Below are 13787 nucleotides of genomic sequence, written 5' to 3' on the forward strand. Positions count from 1 at the left end.
GCTGGCTCCGCCTTAGTCGTCACTGCCGCCAGCCGAGGCCGGCGGATTGAAGCTGGTCAAAGTGGTCGGCCCGCCGAGCGGCTCGGAGGAAAGCCGGCCATTCTGCGGTCCGGGTTTCGGCCTCTCGCCGCGCTTGAGCGCTTCGAGAATTTTGCCGGTCGAGTCCTCGTCGAGATCCTCGTAGAAATCGTCGCCGATCTGCATCATCGGCGCGTTCACGCAGGCGCCAAGGCATTCCACCTCGACCAGGGTGAACTGGCCGTCCGGCGTGGTCTCGCCCAAACCGATGCCGAGATGCTTCTTGCAGGCCGCGACGATCTTGTCGGAGCCGCGCAGCCAGCAGGGCGTCGTCGTGCAGACCTGGACGAAATGCTTACCGACCGGCGCCAGGTTGTACATCGTGTAGAAGCTGGCGACTTCGAGCACGCGAATCACCGGCATGCCCAGCATCTCCGCGATGTAGCGGATCGCCGCCTGCGGCAGCCAGTTGTCATGCTGGCGCTGGGCGATGTCGAGCAGCGGCATCACCGCGCTCTGCTGCCGCCCTTCCGGATATTTGGCGATGATCTGCTTCGCCGCTTCCAGATTCTCCGGCGTGAAGGCGAAGCTCGCCGGCTGCTGCTCGGGAGGAGCGATATGCACACCACTCATCGATCAATCTCCCCGAACACGATATCCATATTGCCGACGATCGAGACGGCATCGGCCAGCATGTGGCCCTTGGAGAGGAAATCCGTAGCCTGCAGATGCGCGAAGCCAGGGGCATGAATGCGGCAGCGATACGGCTTGTTGGTGCCGTCCGAGATCAGATAGACGGCGAACTCGCCCTTCGGCGCCTCGACAGCGGCGTAAGCCTCGCCCGGCGGCACGTGATAGCCTTCGGTGTAGAGCTTGAAGTGGTGGATCAGCGCTTCCATCGAGCGCTTCATTTCGCCGCGCTTCGGCGGCACCACCTTGCGGTCCTCCGAGGCGACCGGACCGCCTGGCATCTGCTCGATCACCTGACGGATGATACGCGCGCTCTGGCGCATTTCCTCGATCCGGCAGAGATAGCGGTCGAAGCAGTCGCCGTTCTTGCCGACCGGAATATCGAAATCGTACTTCTCGTAGCCGTCATAGGGCTGCGCCTTGCGCAGATCCCAGGCAACCCCGGAGCCGCGCAGCATGACGCCGGAGAAACCCCAGTCCATCGCGTCCTTGGCGCTGATCTTGCCGATATCGACGTTGCGCTGACGATAGATGCGGTTGTCGGTCAGCAGGACCTCGATGTCGTCGACGACCTTGAGCATGCGATCCATGTATTTGTGGATCGCCTCGTCCATGCCCTTGGGCATGTCCTGATGCACGCCGCCGGGCCGGAAGTAAGCCGCATGCATGCGGGCGCCGGAGACGCCCTCATAGAATTCCATCAGCTTCTCGCGTTCCTCGAACCCCCACAGGGCCGGCGTCATCGCGCCGCAATCGAGGGCGTGCGTCGTCACGTTCAGCAGATGGTTCAGCAGGCGGCTGATCTCGGCAAACAGCACGCGGATCGCCTGGCCGCGCGCCGGCACTTCCAGGCCAAGCAGGCGCTCGACCGCCAGCGCGAAGGCATGCTCCTGGCTCATCGGCGCGACATAGTCGAGCCGGTCGAAATACGGCACCGCCTGCAGATAGGTCTTGTACTCGATCAACTTCTCGGTGCCGCGATGCAGCAGGCCGATATGCGGATCGCAGCGCTCGACGATCTCGCCGTCGAGTTCCATGACCAGGCGCAGCACGCCGTGGGCCGCCGGATGCTGCGGCCCGAAATTGACCATGTAATTGGCAATGGTGACTTCGGCCATCCTACTTGGCCCCCTCGCCCGCTTTTTCGTCGCCCGGCAGGACATACTGGGCGCCTTCCCACGGGCTCATGAAATCGAATCGACGGAATTCCTGGCTGAGCTGCACCGGCTCGTAGACGACGCGCTTCTGCTCGACGTCGTAGCGCACTTCGACATAGCCGCTCAGCGGGAAGTCCTTGCGCTGCGCGTGCCCCTCGAAGCCGTAGTCTGACAGGATACGGCGCAGATCCGGATGGCCGGAGAACATCACGCCATACATGTCCCACACCTCGCGCTCAAACCAGCCGGCCGAGGAAAAGACGCCGGTCACAGACGGCACCGGCGTTTCCTCGTCGGTCTGCACCTTGACGCGGATGCGGTGGTTCAGCTTCAGGCTGAGCAGGTGATAGACCACGTCGAAGCGCTTCTCGCGCTCCGGCCAGTCGACGCCGCAGACATCCATCAGCATGGCAAACTGGCAGTTGCCGTCGTCGCGCAGGAAGGTCAGCACCTTGACGATACGATCGGCCAGCGCATTGACCGTCAATTCGCCCTTGGCCACCGTCCAATCGATCACGTCGTTTGGCAGGCCGGCGGCGACGTGTTCGCCGAGTTCGCGCAGCGCCTGTTCCTGTTCGCGCAGAAGGGCCTTGCTTTCGCTCATGAATGCCGTTCCTTAAGCGGGCGCCATCAGCGGGCGATGGTGCCGGTACGCCAGATCTTCTTCTGCAATTGCAGAAGCCCGTAGACCAGTGCTTCGGCGGTCGGCGGGCAACCCGGCACATAGACGTCAACCGGCACGATTCGGTCACAACCGCGCACGACGGAATACGAGTAATGATAGTAACCGCCGCCATTGGCGCAGCTGCCCATCGAGATGACGTAGCGCGGCTCGGCCATCTGGTCGTATAGCCGCCGCAGGGCCGGTGCCATCTTGTTGGTCAGCGTGCCGGCCACGATCATCACGTCGGACTGCCGCGGCGAAGCGCGCGGCATCGAGCCGAATCGATCGAGGTCGTAGCGCGCCATATAGGCATGGATCATCTCCACGCCGCAGCAGGCCAGGCCGAAGGTCATCGGCCAGAGCGAACCGGTCCGCGCCCAGTTGGCCAGCTTGTCGAGCGTGGAAATCACCACGCCCTTGTCGGCCAGCTCGTCGGAGATGTCCTTGAAGAAGGTATCCTGCGGCGAGCCCAGCTTGGCCGGGCCGGCCGGCTGGCCGGGCGCCGCGGAAAGACCGGTAGAGGCTGTATTCGACATAGGGCTGCTTACTCCCATTCCAGCGCCCCCTTCTTCCATTCGTATATGAATCCGATGGTCAGCACGGCCAGGAAAACGACCATCGACCAGAAGCCATAGACGCCGATATCCCCCAGCGAGATGGCCCAGGGAAACAGGAAGGCCACCTCAAGGTCGAAAATGATGAAGAGGATGGCGACCAGATAGAACCGCACGTCGAACTGCTTGCGCGAGTCGCTGAACGGCTCGAAGCCGCATTCGTAGGTGGAGTTCTTTTCCGGGTCCGGAGCGCGCTTGGCTGCCACGAAGGGCAGCAGGGCCAGCACAAGGGCCAGCACGACGGCGAGGCCGAGAAAAAGCAGGATCGGCAGATATTCCCGCAGCAGGGCGTCCACGGTCATTTCCCCTTCCGAAAAATACAATCCTGCCCCGGACAGACCCACCCTGCCCGAAGCCGTGGCTGTTCTAGCCGGTTATCTGCCGCCCCGCAACACGACCCGACGACAAAAAATTGACGCAAATTACGGGGGCGAAACCGCTTTTGGCGGGCCGACGGCCCCCGGTTTTCATTTGCCCTGCCATATGTATAGTGGCCGGTGGGGTTAAGAGGCTTGGGGGGCACCGGTGTTTACGCAACCGGCGAAGATCAGCGTTATTGTCACCACCTACAATTCACCGTTGTTCCTGAAGATGGTGCTGCGCTCGCTGGCGCGGCAACGGCTGGAGGGCGACGTGACCTTCGAGGTCATTGTGGCCGACGATGGCTCGGGGCCTGAGACAAAGCGGCTCATAGAAGCGATGCAGGCCAGCTATCCGGTGCCGCTTCTGCATGCATGGCAGCCGGACACCGGCTTCCGTATCGCCCAATCCCGCAACAACGGCCTGCTGCACGCCAGCGGCGATTATATTATCTTCATCGACGGCGATTGCCTCGTATTGCCCGATTTCGTCGCAACCCATGCCCGACTCGCCGAGCGGGGCTGGTTCGTTGCCGGTGCGCGCTGCTTCATCAAGCGGGCCCAGACCCGCCGGATGCTGAAGAAGCCCGACCGCTGGAGCCGCCCCGGACGGCTGCCATGGTTTATGCGTGCGTTGCGCGCGGCTGCCAACCGGCCGTTCCAGCTCATAGCCTGGCCCGCGCAGTTCGGCCGTCACCGGCATCCGCATCGCTGGCAGAAGGTGCAGACCTGCAATCTCGGCGTCTGGCGTAGCGACATCGACCGAATCGACGGCTTCGATACGGCCTATGTCGGCCATGGCCTGGAGGATTCGGACTTCGCCCTGCGCCTGTTGCGTGCCGGCGTGCGCCGCAAATCGGGCCGCTTCGGCCCGGTCGTGCTGCACCTGTGGCATGCCCGCCCGGGCGCCGTGGAAAGCCCCAATACCGCGCGGTTCGAGGAACTGCTGGCCAGCGACCGGCATCGGCCCGTCCTGGGCCTTAGCCAGCTTACCGGCCAGTCCGTGAGCGCGGCCTGACCGCCGGTCTCAGAACCCGGCCGTAACCGCCTGTATTGTGGGGATGAAAGCGCTGCGGGCGGATGGCGAGAGTGACGGGACTTGAACCCGCGACCTCCGGCGTGACAGGCCGGCGCTCTAACCAACTGAGCTACACCCCCGCAGCGGCGGCGGTTTTAGGCTTGGGCCACCGGGATGTCAAGCACGGGTGCGGTCACGCCGGCGCGCAGCAGTGGAAATTTTCCATTTTTTCCTGCGGCCGCTCGCTGGCCTGACGGTACCGGCGCAGCACCAGGTTTTGCAGCTTGCGAAACGCCTTGGTTTCGATCTGCCGCACGCGCTCCTTGGTCACGCCCAGACGGCCGCCAAGATCCTCCAGCGTCGTCTTCTCGTCGTTCAGCATCCGCTCCGAGATGATCAGCTGCTCGCGCGGGCTGAGCTCCTTGAGCGATTCGGTCAGCCATTCGCGGCGCAGGCCGCCATCCATCTTGTCGGTGACGATCTCTTCCGGATTCGGGTTGGGATCGGCCAGGAAGTCCTGGAACGCATCGCCTCCCTCCTCGCCGCCGACCGTCTCGTTGAGCGAGTGGTCGCGCGCCGCCAGCCGCTGGGCCATGGCGGTGACATCGGCCGGGGAAACCTTGAGCGCCGTGGCGATCTCGTCGCGGGTGGCGTTATCCAGATGCATCGAGCCGCCGCCGGCGCGCTCCAGCTTGGCGCGCAGCCAGCGCAGATTGAAAAACAGCGCCTTCTGTCCGGCCGAAGTGCCCGAGCGGACGATCGACCAGTTCCGCAGCACATATTCCTGGATCGACGAGCGAATCCACCAGGCGGCATAGGTCGAGAACCGCACGCCGCGCTCCGGATCGAAGCGATTGACCGCGAGCATCAGGCCGATATTGCCCTCCTGGATGAGGTCGGGCATCGGCAATCCATAGTTTTTGAACTTCGCCGCCGTTGCCACCACAAGACGTAAATAGGCCGAAACCAGCTTCTGCATGGCGACGTGCTCGCCCTTGTCGCGCCAGCGGCGGGCAAGGTCGAGCTCCTCCGCCTCGCTGAGCATGGCCTTACTCATCACGGTGGAAAGATAGCGCCGGTCGGCGCCATCCAGGGTCCGGGGGGTCCTTACGAGGGCCATAATTCTTTCTCCCTCCATCGACTTTTGCCCGGCACTGTTCTAGCTTGGGGATTCGAACGGCAGCCGGGGCGGGGCTGTTATGTAGTATCGTGTCGCTACAATTTAAGATTAGCCCCCGCATGGGTTGGCCGACAAGACGTAATTTCGAGTCGAAACGAAACTGTGATGCCGGTCACGCCATTTCTCTTGCAACCGACCAACAGCGAAAAAGACGCGCTGGCCCAAAGGGTTATCCTGTTGCTGGATCGTCTCGCCCGTCTCACCCGTGAATTGCAGTTTGTCGACGGCCTCAACCCTGCCCAGTGGGAGGCCCTGCGCTTCATCGCCCAGGCGAATAAATATTCCCGCTCGCCCACCGCCCTGGCCGAGTATCTCGGCGCCACGAAGGGCACGGTGTCGCAGACGCTGATCGCCCTCGAAAGCAAGGGGCTGATCACCCGCTGCAAAAAAACCTGCGACCGCCGTCAGGTCGATCTCTGCCTGACCGAGGCCGGCCAGGCCATGCTGGCCAAGGACCCAATGCAGACGTTGCAGCATGCGGCAAGCGAAATGGCCGACGAGCTCGGCCCGCATCTGGTGAAGGGGCTGACGCGGCTGCTCCACGATCTGCAGAGCAAACATCAGATCATGGAATTCGGCGTCTGCCAGGACTGCTCGCTGTTTTGCGTCAACGCGCCGGATGCCGCGCTCGGCCAATGCGGCGCCACCGGCGAAGCGATTGCGGAAGAAGAAAAGAAGAAGATCTGCGTCAACTTCAAAACGGCCGCCAGCTGACACCTTGGCATTGACGTAGCGTCACGGCTTGCGCGGCCCTGGGCCACAAACTAGCGTTGTCCCATCACTTCCCCGCCGAAACTTGGGACATATCGATGAAATTCACCGGTACCGATTCTTACGTCGCCACGAACGATCTCAATGTCGCGGTGAATGCGGCGATTGCGCTGGAGCGCCCGCTGCTGGTCAAGGGCGAGCCGGGCACCGGCAAGACCGTGCTGGCGATCGAAATTGCCAAGGCCCTCAAGGCGCCGCTGCTGACCTGGCATGTGAAATCGACGACCAAAGCGCAGCAGGGCCTTTACGAATACGATGCGGTCTCGCGCCTGCGCGACAGCCAGCTCGGCGACGAGCGGGTCAAGGACATCCGCAACTACATCAAGAAGGGCAAGCTGTGGGAGGCCTTCGTCTCCGACACCCGCCCGGTACTCTTGATCGACGAGATCGACAAGGCGGATATCGAATTCCCGAACGACCTCTTGCTCGAACTCGACCGCATGGAGTTCTTCGTCTACGAGACCGGCGAAACGGTGAAGGCGAAAGTGCGGCCGATCATCGTCATCACCTCCAACAACGAGAAGGAACTGCCGGACGCCTTCCTGCGCCGCTGCTTCTTCCATTACATCCGCTTCCCCGACCGCGAGACGATGGAGCAGATCGTCGAGGTGCATTATCCGGGCATTCAGAAGGCGCTGGTGCGCGATGCGCTGAATATCTTCTATGATATCCGTGAAACGCCCGGCCTGAAGAAGAAGCCGTCGACCTCCGAGCTGCTCGACTGGCTGAAGCTGCTGATGGCGGAAGATTTGCCGGCCGATGCGCTGCGCACCAAGGACCAGACCAAACTGATCCCGCCGCTCGCCGGCGCGCTGCTCAAGAACGAACAGGATGTGCACCTTTTCGAGCGGCTGGCCTTCATCGCGCGGCGCGAGCGTAGTTGAGGCGGCATAGCTGACAGGCGGCGTCCGGCATGTTCATCAATTTCTTCCTCGAACTGCGCAAGGCCAAGGTCCCGGCCACGCTCCGGGAATATCTGACCTTGATCGAGGCGATGGAAAAGGGCGTGCCGGAATACCGCGTCGAGGATTTCTACTACCTGGCCCGCAGCGCGCTGGTGAAGGACGAACGCAATCTCGACAAATTCGACCGCGTCTTCGGCCAATGCTTCAACGGCCTGAATTTCGTCGGCGGCGGCGAGGAGATCGCAGCCGAGATTCCCGAGGAATGGCTGCGCAAGCTGGCTGAAAAGGTTCTGACCGAAGAGGAAAAAGCGCAGATCGAGGCGCTGGGCGGCTGGGACAAGCTGATGGAGACGCTGAAACAGCGTCTGGAAGAACAGAAAGGCCGCCACCAGGGCGGCAACAAGTGGATCGGCACCGCGGGCACCTCGCCTTTTGGCGCCTATGGCTATAATCCCGAAGGCGTGCGGATCGGCCAGGAAAAATCGCGCAATCGCCGTGCCGTAAAGGTCTGGGACAAGCGCGAATACAAGAATCTTGACGACAGCGTCGAGCTTGGCACGCGCAACATCAAGGTGGCACTGCGGCGCCTGCGCAAATTCGCCCGCGAAGGCGCCGATCTCGAACTCGATCTGCCGGATACGATCAAGTCGACTGCCGCCAATGCCGGCTATCTGGACATCAAGATGGTGCCGGAGCGGCACAACAAGGTGAAGGTGCTGCTGCTCTTCGATATCGGCGGCTCGATGGACGATCATATCCGCGTCACCGAGGAACTGTTCTCGGCGGCACGGGCCGAGTTCAAGCATATGGAATTCTTCTACTTCCATAACTGCGTCTACGAGAAGCTGTGGAAGGACAACCGGCGCCGGCACAGCGAGTTCACCCCGACCTACGAGGTGCTGCGCACCTATCAGCACGACTACAAGCTGGTCTTCGTCGGCGATGCAACGATGAGCCCGTACGAGATCGTACAGCCCGGCGGCAGTGTCGAGCATTGGAACGAGGAATCCGGCGCCGTCTGGATGCAGCGCATGCTGGACGTCTATCCCAAGGCGATCTGGCTCAATCCGGTGCCGGAGAAATACTGGGACTACACGCCCTCGGTACAGCTCGTGCGCCAGCTCATGACCAATCGCATGTTCCCGCTCACCCTCGATGGCCTGGAGCGGGGCATGAAGGAACTGAACCGCTAGGAGTTAACCCGCCGCTTCGGCGGCCTCGTCGCTGCGCTCGCGCGCCGGCTCCACGGTGAAGCCTTCGCGCAGCGGAAAACGCTCCTGCATGACGGCGATGGCGTAGTCGATGTTGGGGGCCGGCAATTCATAAAGCCGGCCTTCGATCCAGCGCTGCGCCGGATGGATCAGCGAGCCCGCATCCGCGCCGAGATCCGGGTTGCGCACGATCACCCGCCAGGTGCGATAGCGGCGATCGACGAAATCCACCGGCATGGCGGTATAGCCGAACGGCAGATCGGTCTCCTTGTGGCGCTGCTGCAAGGCTTCGATATCGCCTTCCGCCCGCTTGACCTGGTTCTGCAGATCGTCGATCTCGCTGCGCATCGTCTGGATCGCCTGCTCCGCCTCCTCCGCCTGCCGCTCCAGGCTCTCGCGCAAGGCCGCCATCTCCTCGGCACGCACCCGCACCTGCGTCCAGGCGATATGCGACCGCTCGCCCAGCAGCAGGATGATCATCACCACGATGCCGACATTGGCGGCGAGCGCCAGAAGACCGATGAATTGCGACAGCGAAACGTCAGGCATCGCTGAGCCGGATCTTGCCGTCGAAACGGCGCAGCACCAGGATTTCGGAGAGCGCGCCGAACACCTTCTTGGCACGCAGCCGCGCCATCTCCTCGTCCTCCTTGCCCCAGATGATCAGCCGCGCCGCGCGGCGGCCCAGAAAGGGGGAAACCAGCGAGGCCGGCCCGCTGAACATCTCGTGCATTTCGGGCCCGATCACCTTGACGTACCAGCCGCTGCGCCGCGGCCGCGGAACGCCGATCTCATAGACCACCTTGTTGTTGGGATCGTTGAGTTCGATTTCCTTCGCCAACGCCTCGCCATAAGCCGATTGCCGCTCCTGCAGCTTCAGTTCGAGGCCGGCCTTCTCCTCGTTGAGCTGGCTGTACTGACCGCCCAGCTCGGCCATGCGGGCGCGGACCGCCTCCGCCTCAAGCGCCAGACGGTCGATTTCGAACTTGTTGCGCGCGTAGTTGCGCACGAACCGCTCGAGCGTGTTCGCGCCCAGCGATACCGCGAAAAACAGCAGCAGAGACGGCAGCAATGCGTATACGAACTGATCGAAATCCATGCCTGCACCCTCTTTACCCGCAACTGTTGATCAAAGTTGAAGGCAAATCAACGGAGGAAATGGCGAATCGGCGCCCAACCGCGCGGGAATGCCTTCCCCGGTCAGGCGCTCGGCGCATTGCTGACCGCAGCGCCAACGGCAACGATGACGAAGCCGCGATGGCGCGGCAGCAGCCGATCCATCGCCGAACGGGCTTCCGACTGATTCGGGGCGCCGACGAGGTATGGCCGGCCGGCATCCCACAGCGCAGCCGGATGATTCGGCGGGCAGCCTTCAGCGAGCGCCGGCTGGCGCGCGACGAAACGCCAGTTCGGTCCGTACATGTCGCCGCTGGCGATCGGCACCGCCGTGTACCGGAAAGGCAGTTCGCGGCTGTCGAGGTCCCGCTTCAGCGTCGTCAGTTCGGCCTCGATGCCGGCAAGCTGCCTGCGCTTGCCTTCGATCGCTTCCTTCTGTTCGTCGATGCTGCGCGCCAGCATTTCGGTGCGTTCGGCCAGATCGGCCAATTGCCGGCGCCGCATCGTCGCCTCGGCGGCCGCGCGGTTCCAGCCGGTGCGGCCGCGGTCGATGACGATGAAGCCGACCAGCAGGATCAGCGCCAGGATGACGGCGAACGTGATCAGCGCGATGATGTCCATGGCGGTCAGGCCTCGTGCCAGAACAGCGTGCCCTCAAAAGGCCGCATGGTCAGCAATCGCGCGCCTTCGCCGGCCCAGTTCATGGCGAAATTTTGCGCCTCGGCCTGACCGAGCCCCCAGACCACCAGCCGCACCAGGCGCTTGCCGCTCATCGCGGTCGCCGCCGAGGCGAGGCCGGCGAAAGGCATCACCGTCGCCGGCCCGTCAAGCTTGCAGTAAAACCCCAATGCCCCGTGGGTGGGATAGCCCGCCTCGGCGACGAAATTCGCGGCGGCATTGCCCAGGTTCTGTTCCTGCGCCAGCAGATTGGCGCGTTCGCGTTGCGCCTCGGCGATGCGCTGGTCGAGTTCGGCCGCCTCCTGGCGCAGCCGCGCCAGCTCCATGCTGCGCTCGCCATGCAGCTTCCCGAGTTCCCGCGGCGTGCGCCCATCGGCATCGGTCTTGTCCGCCTCGGTGCCGTAGAGATGATAGCCCGCCTGCTCGATGCGCGATGCCATCGCGCCGACCGCGAGCAGCAGCAGCAATACCGGGATCACCAGTATGAATGCGTCACCGAATGCCATGGCTTTCTGCCTCCCCCCTCAACCGCCCCGGGGCGCCGCGGCCCGGCAGCAGGAGACGCGATTATACGGAAACCCGCGCCGATCCGGATAAAAAAAGGGCCGGGAGAACCCGGCCCTTTGCATGAATGATGTCTGGCGACGATCAGCGCTTCGAGAACTGGAAGCTGCGGCGGGCCTTCGGCTTGCCGTACTTCTTGCGCTCGACCACGCGCGGATCGCGGGTCAGGAAGCCCTGCGCCTTCAGCGCCGGCCGCAGAGCCGGCTCGAAATAGGTCAGCGCCTTGGAGATGCCGTGGCGCAGCGCGCCCGCCTGGCCCGACAGGCCGCCGCCGGAAACGGTGGCGAAGATGTCGAACTGGCCGGTGCGGTTGGTGACCACGAAGGGCTGCTGCAGCAGCATGCGCAGAACGGGGCGAGCGAAATAGGTGTTGCTCTCCTTGCCGTTCACCACGAACTTGCCCGAGCCGGGCTTGATCCAGACGCGGGCGACGGCATCCTTGCGCTTGCCGGTCGCATAGGCGCGGCCGAGCTTGTCCAGCTTGCGCTCGGCGGGAGCCTGCGCCGCAGCGGCCTTGCCGGCGACTTCGCTCTTGCTCAGATCGGCGAGTGTACGTCCCTCAGCCATGATCAATCATTCCTCTTGTTCTTCGGATTGAGCGCGGCGACATCCAGCTTGACCGGCTGCTGCGCCTCATGCGGATGGCTGGCGCCCTTGTAGACCTTCAGCTTGGTGAGCTGACGGCGGGCCAGCGGGCTCTCCTTCGGCAGCATGCGCTCGACGGCCTTCATGATGACGCGCTCGGGGAAACGGCCGCGCAGGCCCTCGCCGATGCTGCGGCCCTTGATGCCGCCCGGATGGCCGGTATGCCAGTAGAATACCTTCTGCTGTTCCTTGCGGCCGGTGACGCGCACCTTCTCGGCATTGATGACGATGACGTGGTCGCCGGTATCGGCGTTCGGCGTAAAGATCGCCTTGTGCTTACCGCGCAGACGCATGGCGATCAGGCTGGCAAGCCGGCCGAGCACCAGACCGTCGGCGTCGATCAGCACCCACTTCTTGTCCACTTCGGACTCTTTGGCGGTGTAGGTCTTCATCGCACTTCCTAACGGGTAGAGGCCCGCCGGAAAGCCGGCGAGCGGATCGGCGCGCATCATGATGATTTTGCGCGCCCTGTCAAACGGGATCAGCACCGAAATTCAAAGATTTATGCAGCGGTATTATAATACCGTCGCCCGCTTACAGCATAATCAATGCCTTACCTCTTGCCGCCAACGCCTTAACGCAACCGGGCGCCAGCTCGGGTGCCGGCCTGAATGCCAGCCCGGGCGATCCGCGCGGCGCGGCGGAATGCGATGGGACGGGATGATCAGGCCGCCTTCGCCGGCGGAATCGAATAGGTCAGCGTGGCATGCGCCACCGGGTCATCGGCATGACCGTCCGAGTAGATGACGATCTCGGCGATGGCGAGGCTCTTGCCCAGCTTCAGCATGCTGGCCTCGGCGGACAGGCTGTGCACACCGGGCTTGCGCAGGAAATTGATGTTCAGATTGGTGGTCACCGCCAGGGCGACCGGGCCGATCAGGCCGAGGATCAGCAGATAGGCGGCGCAATCCGCCAGGGTCATCATGGTCGGGCCCGAAACAGTCCCGCCGGGGCGCAGATGGCGGTCGTCGATCGGCATCGACAGCCTGAGCCGCTTGCCGTCCCAGGATTCGATTCGGAACCGCATCTCCCGCATCTGCGGGAACTCGCGCTCCAGGAATGCCTCCAGCGCGGCTTTGTCCATCTTCATCGGCGAACCCCTCCTCCCATCCGCTTATCATCCTGCGGCAGAAGGGAAAAGCCGCTATGCGCCGGGCTGGAACCGGGGTGGAAATTTTTGTATTGAGGCTTGCAGTCCGGGGCGGCTGTCGCTAGGTTGCGCGCCGCACTGATCCCAGGTAGCTCAGTGGTAGAGCAGGCGGCTGTTAACCGCCCGGTCGGGGGTTCGAATCCCTCCCTGGGAGCCACAACTATTGATATTTTCCCGAAAATCCGGTAAAAATGGGCAACAAGACGTTGTCGCCCATCTTTCTACCCATCTTGACCCTCTCGGCGACTGACGTGTGACCGTTTTTCGCTTGCCGCTGGATTGGTCTTGCGCGAATCATCTTTGAGGACTATTTGATGGGCAACTACCCGCCAACAGCGTGCTGTTGGCTCAAAGGCCGCCCTTTCGGGGGTGGCCTTTGCTCGTTTCTGGGGGCAAGAAACTATGAAAGCCTGGGTCTACATCGACGGCTTCAACCTCTACTATGGCTGCCTTAAGAACAGCCGCTACAAGTGGCTCAATCTGAAAAAGCTGGCTGAAAGTGCGCTCCCTCAGAACTTCAAGATCCGCAAAGTAAAGTACTTCACTGCCCGCGTTTCCGGTGCAGTGGACCCGCAAGCTCCGGCGCGTCAGCAGGTTTATCTCAATGCCTTGAAGACGGTCCCGGAGATAGAAGTCCATTTCGGGCACTTTCTCGCCAAAACGCAGTGGCGCCCCCTGATTAATCTCCCCGTCGCGGCACGGACGATCCGCTCAGGTACCCCGGTCATCTTACCTGCCGGAACCCACACGGTTGACGGCACTCCGAATCAGTCCCTGCCCGTCGGCAGCTATGCCGCCAAAGGTGCACCTCGACGTCGGCGCACGCCTGTTCCGGCGCCGGATGCACTAGTGACGGAGATCCATACGATGGAGGAAAAGGGCTCCGACGTGAACTTGGCGGCGCACCTGACCTGAGCCCATAAAACTCCTCCATTTTTGGGTAGAGTCCGTCAGCCAGTCAGGAGACGGACGATGCGAGCATCACGGTTCACGGAAGAGCAGATCATCGGGATCCTGCGGGAGCAGGAGGCCGGTGCGAAGACGGCG

General features: G+C 63.0%; 18 protein-coding genes and 2 tRNA genes. 6 read left to right on the forward strand and 14 right to left on the reverse strand.

Annotated features, from left to right (window positions below; translation table 11 throughout):
- Positions 1-12: 12 nt before the first annotated feature.
- The 5 genes from nuoE to VF194_RS03360 are packed head-to-tail and all read right to left on the reverse strand — an operon-like array spanning position 13 to position 3439.
- The gene (gene nuoE / locus VF194_RS03340) at positions 13-651 is read right to left on the reverse strand and encodes an NADH-quinone oxidoreductase subunit NuoE (RefSeq protein WP_330888020.1); all 639 of its coding nucleotides are present in this window, start codon (positions 649-651) and stop codon (positions 13-15) included.
- Positions 648-1826, reverse strand: coding sequence for an NADH-quinone oxidoreductase subunit D (locus VF194_RS03345; RefSeq protein WP_330888022.1), 1179 nt, complete (start codon positions 1824-1826; stop codon positions 648-650). Before VF194_RS03345 ends, nuoE begins: the two co-directional genes overlap by 4 nt.
- A gap of 1 nt (position 1827) precedes the next feature.
- Positions 1828-2469 carry an NADH-quinone oxidoreductase subunit C gene (locus VF194_RS03350; protein WP_330888024.1) on the reverse strand — a complete coding sequence of 214 codons (642 nt, stop codon included), beginning with the start codon at positions 2467-2469 and terminating at the stop codon, positions 1828-1830.
- A 26-nt stretch (positions 2470-2495) separates the two neighbouring features.
- Positions 2496-3083 carry a NuoB/complex I 20 kDa subunit family protein gene (locus VF194_RS03355; RefSeq protein WP_414656069.1) on the reverse strand — a complete coding sequence of 196 codons (588 nt, stop codon included), beginning with the start codon at positions 3081-3083 and terminating at the stop codon, positions 2496-2498.
- The gene (locus VF194_RS03360) at positions 3074-3439 is read right to left on the reverse strand and encodes an NADH-quinone oxidoreductase subunit A (RefSeq protein ID WP_330888053.1); all 366 of its coding nucleotides are present in this window, start codon (positions 3437-3439) and stop codon (positions 3074-3076) included. Before VF194_RS03360 ends, VF194_RS03355 begins: the two co-directional genes overlap by 10 nt.
- Before the next feature lie 229 nt (positions 3440-3668).
- On the opposite strand from VF194_RS03360, the gene VF194_RS03365 reads away from it, so the two are divergent.
- The gene (locus tag VF194_RS03365) at positions 3669-4520 is read left to right on the forward strand and encodes a glycosyltransferase family 2 protein (RefSeq protein ID WP_330888028.1); all 852 of its coding nucleotides are present in this window, start codon (positions 3669-3671) and stop codon (positions 4518-4520) included.
- A 63-nt stretch (positions 4521-4583) separates the two neighbouring features.
- Here VF194_RS03365 and VF194_RS03370 read toward each other — a convergent pair.
- A tRNA-Asp gene (locus tag VF194_RS03370) sits at positions 4584-4660 on the reverse strand.
- A gap of 53 nt (positions 4661-4713) precedes the next feature.
- Positions 4714-5640 carry an RNA polymerase factor sigma-32 gene (locus VF194_RS03375; protein WP_330888030.1) on the reverse strand — a complete coding sequence of 309 codons (927 nt, stop codon included), beginning with the start codon at positions 5638-5640 and terminating at the stop codon, positions 4714-4716.
- Positions 5641-5805: 165 nt separating this feature from the next.
- Here VF194_RS03375 and VF194_RS03380 point away from each other — a divergent pair, with 165 nt between their 5' ends.
- The 3 genes from VF194_RS03380 to VF194_RS03390 all read left to right on the forward strand — a co-directional run bounded on the left by VF194_RS03380 (position 5806) and on the right by VF194_RS03390 (position 8569).
- The gene (locus tag VF194_RS03380; protein ID WP_330888032.1) at positions 5806-6414 is read left to right on the forward strand and encodes a MarR family winged helix-turn-helix transcriptional regulator; all 609 of its coding nucleotides are present in this window, start codon (positions 5806-5808) and stop codon (positions 6412-6414) included.
- Positions 6415-6509: 95 nt separating this feature from the next.
- Positions 6510-7355, forward strand: a complete 846-nt coding sequence (locus VF194_RS03385; RefSeq protein WP_330888034.1) for a MoxR family ATPase — start codon at positions 6510-6512, stop codon at positions 7353-7355.
- Between the two features lie 29 nt (positions 7356-7384).
- Positions 7385-8569 (forward strand): VWA domain-containing protein, encoded by a 1185-nt coding sequence (locus VF194_RS03390; protein ID WP_330888036.1) that lies wholly within the window; start codon positions 7385-7387, stop codon positions 8567-8569.
- A 3-nt stretch (positions 8570-8572) separates the two neighbouring features.
- On the opposite strand, the gene VF194_RS03395 is transcribed toward VF194_RS03390, so the two are convergent.
- From VF194_RS03395 to VF194_RS03425, 7 genes are all read right to left on the reverse strand, one after another.
- Positions 8573-9136, reverse strand: a complete 564-nt coding sequence (locus tag VF194_RS03395) for a hypothetical protein (protein WP_330888038.1) — start codon at positions 9134-9136, stop codon at positions 8573-8575.
- Complete coding sequence (locus VF194_RS03400; RefSeq protein WP_330888040.1) at positions 9129-9686, reverse strand: hypothetical protein; 558 nt, start codon at positions 9684-9686, stop codon at positions 9129-9131. Before VF194_RS03400 ends, VF194_RS03395 begins: the two co-directional genes overlap by 8 nt.
- 101 nt (positions 9687-9787) lie before the next feature.
- Entirely contained in the window at positions 9788-10324 is a 537-nt protein-coding gene (locus tag VF194_RS03405) for a hypothetical protein (RefSeq protein WP_330888042.1), read from the reverse strand.
- A gap of 5 nt (positions 10325-10329) precedes the next feature.
- Positions 10330-10887 carry a hypothetical protein gene (locus VF194_RS03410; protein WP_330888044.1) on the reverse strand — a complete coding sequence of 186 codons (558 nt, stop codon included), beginning with the start codon at positions 10885-10887 and terminating at the stop codon, positions 10330-10332.
- A gap of 142 nt (positions 10888-11029) precedes the next feature.
- Entirely contained in the window at positions 11030-11512 is a 483-nt protein-coding gene (gene rpsI, locus VF194_RS03415; RefSeq protein WP_330888046.1) for a 30S ribosomal protein S9, read from the reverse strand.
- Between the two features lie 2 nt (positions 11513-11514).
- A complete protein-coding gene (gene rplM / locus VF194_RS03420) occupies positions 11515-11982 on the reverse strand; it encodes a 50S ribosomal protein L13 (RefSeq protein WP_330888048.1) in 468 nt (155 codons plus the stop codon).
- 272 nt (positions 11983-12254) lie between these two features.
- Positions 12255-12680 (reverse strand): PaaI family thioesterase, encoded by a 426-nt coding sequence (locus tag VF194_RS03425; protein ID WP_330888050.1) that lies wholly within the window; start codon positions 12678-12680, stop codon positions 12255-12257.
- Positions 12681-12822: 142 nt separating this feature from the next.
- On the opposite strand from VF194_RS03425, the gene VF194_RS03430 reads away from it, so the two are divergent.
- A tRNA-Asn gene (locus tag VF194_RS03430) sits at positions 12823-12897 on the forward strand.
- Between the two features lie 245 nt (positions 12898-13142).
- A complete protein-coding gene (locus VF194_RS03435) occupies positions 13143-13655 on the forward strand; it encodes an NYN domain-containing protein (RefSeq protein ID WP_330888052.1) in 513 nt (170 codons plus the stop codon).
- Positions 13656-13787 lie beyond the last annotated feature (132 nt).

This window comes from Ferrovibrio sp. (genome assembly GCF_036381655.1).
GTDB lineage: Bacteria > Pseudomonadota > Alphaproteobacteria > Ferrovibrionales > Ferrovibrionaceae > Ferrovibrio.

Coding starts and splice junctions, on each gene's coding strand:
- nuoE (WP_330888020.1), bottom strand. CDS start 651: ATGAGTGGTGTGCATATCGCTCCTCCCGAGCAGCAGCCGGCGAGCTTC.
- VF194_RS03345 (WP_330888022.1), bottom strand. CDS start 1,826: ATGGCCGAAGTCACCATTGCCAATTACATGGTCAATTTCGGGCCGCAG.
- VF194_RS03350 (WP_330888024.1), bottom strand. CDS start 2,469: ATGAGCGAAAGCAAGGCCCTTCTGCGCGAACAGGAACAGGCGCTGCGC.
- VF194_RS03355 (WP_414656069.1), bottom strand. CDS start 3,083: ATGGGAGTAAGCAGCCCTATGTCGAATACAGCCTCTACCGGTCTTTCC.
- VF194_RS03375 (WP_330888030.1), bottom strand. CDS start 5,640: ATGGCCCTCGTAAGGACCCCCCGGACCCTGGATGGCGCCGACCGGCGC.
- VF194_RS03380 (WP_330888032.1), top strand. CDS start 5,806: ATGCCGGTCACGCCATTTCTCTTGCAACCGACCAACAGCGAAAAAGAC.
- VF194_RS03385 (WP_330888034.1), top strand. CDS start 6,510: ATGAAATTCACCGGTACCGATTCTTACGTCGCCACGAACGATCTCAAT.
- VF194_RS03390 (WP_330888036.1), top strand. CDS start 7,385: ATGTTCATCAATTTCTTCCTCGAACTGCGCAAGGCCAAGGTCCCGGCC.
- VF194_RS03395 (WP_330888038.1), bottom strand. CDS start 9,136: ATGCCTGACGTTTCGCTGTCGCAATTCATCGGTCTTCTGGCGCTCGCC.
- VF194_RS03400 (WP_330888040.1), bottom strand. CDS start 9,686: ATGGATTTCGATCAGTTCGTATACGCATTGCTGCCGTCTCTGCTGCTG.
- VF194_RS03405 (WP_330888042.1), bottom strand. CDS start 10,324: ATGGACATCATCGCGCTGATCACGTTCGCCGTCATCCTGGCGCTGATC.
- VF194_RS03410 (WP_330888044.1), bottom strand. CDS start 10,887: ATGGCATTCGGTGACGCATTCATACTGGTGATCCCGGTATTGCTGCTG.
- rpsI (WP_330888046.1), bottom strand. CDS start 11,512: ATGGCTGAGGGACGTACACTCGCCGATCTGAGCAAGAGCGAAGTCGCC.
- rplM (WP_330888048.1), bottom strand. CDS start 11,982: ATGAAGACCTACACCGCCAAAGAGTCCGAAGTGGACAAGAAGTGGGTG.
- VF194_RS03425 (WP_330888050.1), bottom strand. CDS start 12,680: ATGAAGATGGACAAAGCCGCGCTGGAGGCATTCCTGGAGCGCGAGTTC.
- VF194_RS03435 (WP_330888052.1), top strand. CDS start 13,143: ATGAAAGCCTGGGTCTACATCGACGGCTTCAACCTCTACTATGGCTGC.